This window comes from Shewanella abyssi (genome assembly GCF_023284025.1).
GTDB classification, from domain to species: Bacteria; Pseudomonadota; Gammaproteobacteria; order Enterobacterales; family Shewanellaceae; genus Shewanella; species Shewanella abyssi.
The window spans coordinates 1-4,813 of record NZ_JAKIKR010000102.1 but is presented as its reverse complement, the minus strand read 5'-3'; the positions used below and the strand labels follow the sequence as shown (position 1 = coordinate 4,813).

The 4,813-nt window shown below is 42.8% G+C and carries 7 protein-coding genes; 1 reads left to right on the top strand and 6 read right to left on the bottom strand.

Annotated elements, in window-relative coordinates; translation table 11 throughout:
• Positions 1–630 precede the first annotated feature (630 nt).
• Positions 631–1,203: a type II secretion system protein gene (locus L2755_RS21740; protein WP_248982727.1), complete on the top strand. Its 573-nt coding sequence runs from the start codon at positions 631–633 to the stop codon at positions 1,201–1,203.
• Between the two features lie 234 nt (positions 1,204–1,437).
• Here L2755_RS21740 and L2755_RS21735 read toward each other — a convergent pair whose 3' ends face one another.
• The 6 genes from L2755_RS21735 to punR form a co-directional block, all read right to left on the bottom strand.
• Positions 1,438–1,767 carry a TusE/DsrC/DsvC family sulfur relay protein gene (locus tag L2755_RS21735; RefSeq protein ID WP_248982726.1) on the bottom strand — a complete coding sequence of 110 codons (330 nt, stop codon included), beginning with the start codon at positions 1,765–1,767 and terminating at the stop codon, positions 1,438–1,440.
• 3 nt (positions 1,768–1,770) lie between these two features.
• Positions 1,771–2,052, bottom strand: a complete 282-nt coding sequence (gene tusB, locus L2755_RS21730; protein ID WP_248982725.1) for a sulfurtransferase complex subunit TusB — start codon at positions 2,050–2,052, stop codon at positions 1,771–1,773.
• Positions 2,052–2,408 carry a sulfurtransferase complex subunit TusC gene (gene tusC, locus L2755_RS21725; RefSeq protein WP_248982724.1) on the bottom strand — a complete coding sequence of 119 codons (357 nt, stop codon included), beginning with the start codon at positions 2,406–2,408 and terminating at the stop codon, positions 2,052–2,054. Before tusC ends, tusB begins: the two co-directional genes overlap by 1 nt.
• Positions 2,409–2,442: 34 nt before the next feature.
• Entirely contained in the window at positions 2,443–2,832 is a 390-nt protein-coding gene (gene tusD, locus L2755_RS21720) for a sulfurtransferase complex subunit TusD (protein ID WP_248982723.1), read from the bottom strand.
• 58 nt (positions 2,833–2,890) lie between these two features.
• Complete coding sequence (locus L2755_RS21715) at positions 2,891–3,544, bottom strand: Bax inhibitor-1/YccA family protein (protein WP_248982728.1); 654 nt, start codon at positions 3,542–3,544, stop codon at positions 2,891–2,893.
• Positions 3,545–3,746: 202 nt separating this feature from the next.
• The gene (gene punR / locus L2755_RS21710; protein ID WP_248982722.1) at positions 3,747–4,649 is read right to left on the bottom strand and encodes a DNA-binding transcriptional activator PunR; all 903 of its coding nucleotides are present in this window, start codon (positions 4,647–4,649) and stop codon (positions 3,747–3,749) included.
• Between the last annotated feature and the right edge of the window lie 164 nt (positions 4,650–4,813).

The following is a 4,813-nucleotide window of genomic DNA, read 5'->3' as shown; positions in this document are numbered from 1 at the left end:
GAATCGGTAGACACAAGGGATTTAAAATCCCTCGCTTAATAGGCGTGCCGGTTCAAGTCCGGCCTCGGGTACCATCATTCAAGCCTCGACACTAGTCGGGGCTTTTTTGTATCCAGTATTTATTGAACTCAGTTAAGTCCCTGCCAATGGGATTTAAAATCCCTCGCTACTCTTAACAGGGCACGTGCCGGTTCAAGTCCGGCCTCGGTACCATCATTCAAGCCTCGACACTAGTCGGGGCTTTTTTGTATCCAAAATTTAATGGTTAGTTATTGAGTAAGAACATCATAATACCAATCCCACCAAATAATTACTCATTCAGCGGGAATTAAAATCACTCTAGGCAAGCAAGTGGGTTGTCGCTAATAGTTATTCTATATCGAAAGCCACATGCGCAGTATAAAGCGATTTTAAACCCGCACAACGTGAGCTTCTCAGGACTTTCACTGCTGCGTTGCATCGCCTTAAAAGGGAGTAACCATTTCTTCCACAATACGCCTGGAATTGAAAGCCCTGAGAGAGCTCTGAATTGAGCACATATTTAATGGAACTGGTATGAATATCAAATATTTGCTTTATCATAGCTTGATGTTATTTTTTGCAGCCAATTATTAATCTAAGAGTCTAAACATGAAGTCAGGATCTAAAGGGTTTACCTTAATCGAACTCGTCGTAGTGATCATTATTTTAGGGTTAATTTCAATTGTTGCAGCCCCACGGTTTGTCAGTTTGAATCAAGATGCACATGATGCAGCTATCCATAACGTATTTGGTAGTTTTACAACTGCGGTTGGTCTATATCATAGCTGTTGGTTAGCCTCAGGTAGCAGTGGTTATGAAACCAACTTACGTTGTTATGGGGCTGGAGACCTTGACTCAACCGCAACCGGTTTTCCGTTGGGCTTAGAGACCGCACAAAGCGAAAATGGAACAGTGTTACAAGGGGACTACTGTAAGCAGGTTTGGGAGGGGCTACTTGATAACGATGAGTATAACTTAGCCTGGCATGAAAATGCCGCCTTTAGCAGCGATAATGATATCGTGTATTGGTTCTCTAGTACTGATCTTTCTGAACCGAGTACACATTGTTATTTCAATTATATAGCCGATAATCCAAGCCAAGGGGCTGAAAATTGGCAACTTAAGTACTATCCGGGTTCAGGAAAAACACTAATTGAACGTTCGGTACTCAGCATTCAGTAGAGCTAGTCTAATCTTTAATTTATTCACTCTCTTGCTAAACAAGCGACTGGCTAACACTCGTGTCTAAACCTCAATTAGCTCCACCCTAAAGGGGGAGCTATTTCACCAAGATTACAAAGATGATGTAGCAGAGCTACAATGCGCAGTCTAAAACGGATTAAATGCTCACTGGCACCGATATTTACAAAAGGCTTGCAGGGCGTCAACTAGCTTGGCGATTGAGGGCTGCAGTCGTTAGATACATTTTGCCGGTTTAGGCAAGCCCGCTATTTTGGTCGCTTGTTTTGCGGGTCCGATAGGAAAAAGAGTATAGAGGTACTTTGAATTACCTTTATCGGCTCCTAGTTTTTGCCCAATCGCTTTGACCAATACACGGATGGCTGGACTCGTTTTAAACTCTAAGTAAAAGTCACGGACAAAGTTAATCACTTCCCAGTGTGCATCCGTCAGGTTGATTTTTTCTTCTTGCGCAATAATCAACGCCAGTTCGGGGCTCCAGTCGCTGACAACTTTTAAGTAGCCTTGCTGATCTGTTTCTATCTGTTGTCCGTTAAATTCAATCATCTATTACCAACTAATCACTTTCTTATGGGTTAACGTTTGTTCTACAAAGTCACTATAGCCAATTTGCTTATATGCACTTAAGCGGTCTTGGAGGCCGCGAGCAACGACATCATCATGGAGTAACATCAATCTATAGGGTTGCAATTGTTGTTGCCACACTCGAGTAAGCAAGCAATTGACAGCGTTTCCTGACAGTAAAATGCTGTCAGAGGGGGCAATGTAGCGTAAGCATGTTTTTAACGCTGAGCTTTGCGTTGGTGAACACTGGATATGATGTAATATCATTAGAATACTAAGACCTCATCAACATGGCTCAAATGTGATGCTATTCGCTGTGGCGAACACACTTCAACCTCGAGTTTGATATCAACTTCCGCTAGCGACAACTCTGTCATCGAGTCCTGGCAAACTAAAATAGTATCGACATCATAGAGGGGGAGCGCACCAAAAGTCGCGATGTAATCCTTAGCACCAATGGTTTCCGGAGATTGATTATTAAGTAGGTTTAAAAGTCCTTCATCAGTAAACACAAGACTCACTTCCTGTTCGAAACTGGCACTCAACAGGGCGAGATCGAGAGCTTCTCTACCATGAGCGGTTCCATGAGGACCTTGACGAAAAACAATACACAGTTTTTTCAACACTAACTCCTAAAAGTCGCTCTTAAAATAGCTTCTAAAAACTCACTAAGCGATCAGCTGACTCTATGCCAATAACCAGCTCGCCTAAACCGCCCATAATGAAGGGGGGTTCCATGTTCCAATGAGGCAGCTGGTTTTCCTTGGCGTCAGTCTGTGACAATACACCACGGCGTAGCGCCGCCGAGACGCAATTGACCAATGGCACCTTGTAATGTTCACTGAGAGACAACCAGGCTCGACCTAGATCGAATTCATCACTTGCTGGGCTGTTAAGGTGATTGGTATTGAGTACACCATCTTGGTAGAAAAACACTTTATCAATGAGGTGGCCATTTTTTAAGGCTGCTTCGGCAAAACGATAGGCACTATAACTCGATGCGCTGCCATAGGCAGGGGAGTTTACCTGGATAATAAATTTACTCATGATTAAAAAAAATGGCCCTAAAGTAGGACCATTTTAACTCAATTAAAATTAATTGGTATTAGTCATCACTTCCTATACCCATTAAATGCAGTAGCGCGACGAAGAGGTTTAAGAAATCCAAGTACAGAGAGATAGTGGCGCGAATATAGTTTGTTTCGCCACCATTAACGATTTTGCTCGTATCATAAAGGATAAACCCGGTCATCAATAATGCGATACCCGCATTAAGTGCCATAAAGACCATGCTGTTACCTAAGAACATGTTAACTAGCAAGCCTACAACCATAATCACTAAACCAGCGATTAAGAAGCCACGCATGAATGAAAAGTCTTTTTTAGTGGTTACTGCGTAACCCGAAAGTGCGATAAATATAACCGATGTTAAGCCTAGTGCTTGCATAATAAGCTGTGGGCCGTTAGCCATACCAGCGTAATGGTTAAGGATGTAACCCAGTGATGCACCCTGCATACCTGTGAACGCAAATACCCAGAAGAGGCCAGCGCTTGACTCTGCTTTACGCAAAGTAACAAACAGCAGTACCAAACTACCAATGGATAAACCTAATGACATCATAGGGCTAATCGCCAATGCCATTGCTAAACCTGCACATACTGCAGAAAAAGCTAACGTCATTGATAGCAGCATATAGGTATTTTTAAGAAGTTTGTTCACCTCAGCAGTCGTGCTGCTGTAGGCGGTTTGTTGTGTCATATCTCTCATTTCTTTCTCCGAAGACAAATGCTCAAGCTGTATGTTTGAACCTTATTTAACCAGGTAGTTCCCGATAATCTCAATAAGCTTCAAAATGCTTGTTAAGTTACTGAATCATACCCTAGCTTTACGGTCGGATAAAGCTAATGGCGGCTATATCTGTGTCATAAAGACTGATCCAAACATCATGACGCGCTATTTATTAGTCTAGCCAATCTTTATGAAGTTTTTCCGTATCGCCCAAGTAATCCAATACCCAAGCCATAGCGGGAGACTTATTGGCGGCATTCCAAGCTAAGCAGCAAGGGCTTTTCTTTTTAGGACGTTGTAATTGTTTTTCAATTAGCGCACCCGTTTTTATGAAAGGATAGGCGAAATGAGCCGGCATATAGCCAATGCCAAGGCCTTCTCTGAAGCAATTAATGGCACGGATCCAGTCTGGCACCACTAATCGGCGTTGATTATCTAATAGCCAGGTCATACGTTTAGGGATCTCACGAGAGGTATCCTCTAAACAAATAGACGGGTATTGACGTAGTTCATCATCAGCAAGTGGCCTGTCTATCTCTGCTAATGGATGATATTTTCCAACCAGAAAACACCATTCAATCTCGCCCATATCTTTAAAGTGGAAATCTCCCCCCACTGGAATAGCGGTCGTTGCGCCAATGGCGATATCGCTGCGTCCAGTTGCAATCGATTCCCATACGCCGTTGAACACTTCAATGCGTATGATCAACTCGACATTGTCGAAAGTGCGATAAAAATCGGCAATCAAATTACTGATCTTATCGGCTCGCACGATATTATCTAACGCAATAGAGAGGGTAGGTTGCCATCCATTAGCGACTCTTATCGTATCAGAGCGCATGGTTTCCATTTCAGTGAGTAAGGTGCGTGCCTGTTTTACAAAATGCTCGCCCGCTGGCGTTAAGCTTACACTGCGGTGATGCCTTATAAAGAGTACCACCCCTAACTCTTCTTCAAGCTGCTTAACGGCGTAACTCACAGCGGAAGGCACTTTGTGGAGTTTGTTGGCGGCTGCGGTAAAGCTACCGACACGGGCAACCATATCAATGAGCTGCATAGATTGGTCTGAAATCATGGTTCACATCCTGCTGTGATTATTTTTGAAGGCTAATGTGAAAAATAAACGTTTCACAGCGATTTAGCAAGTGTTTACACTGCGCAGCCTAATTAATCAAATTCTAATTTTTAACTTATGAAATCTCTAATGAACGCTAAATACTATATATTTCTATCCTATCT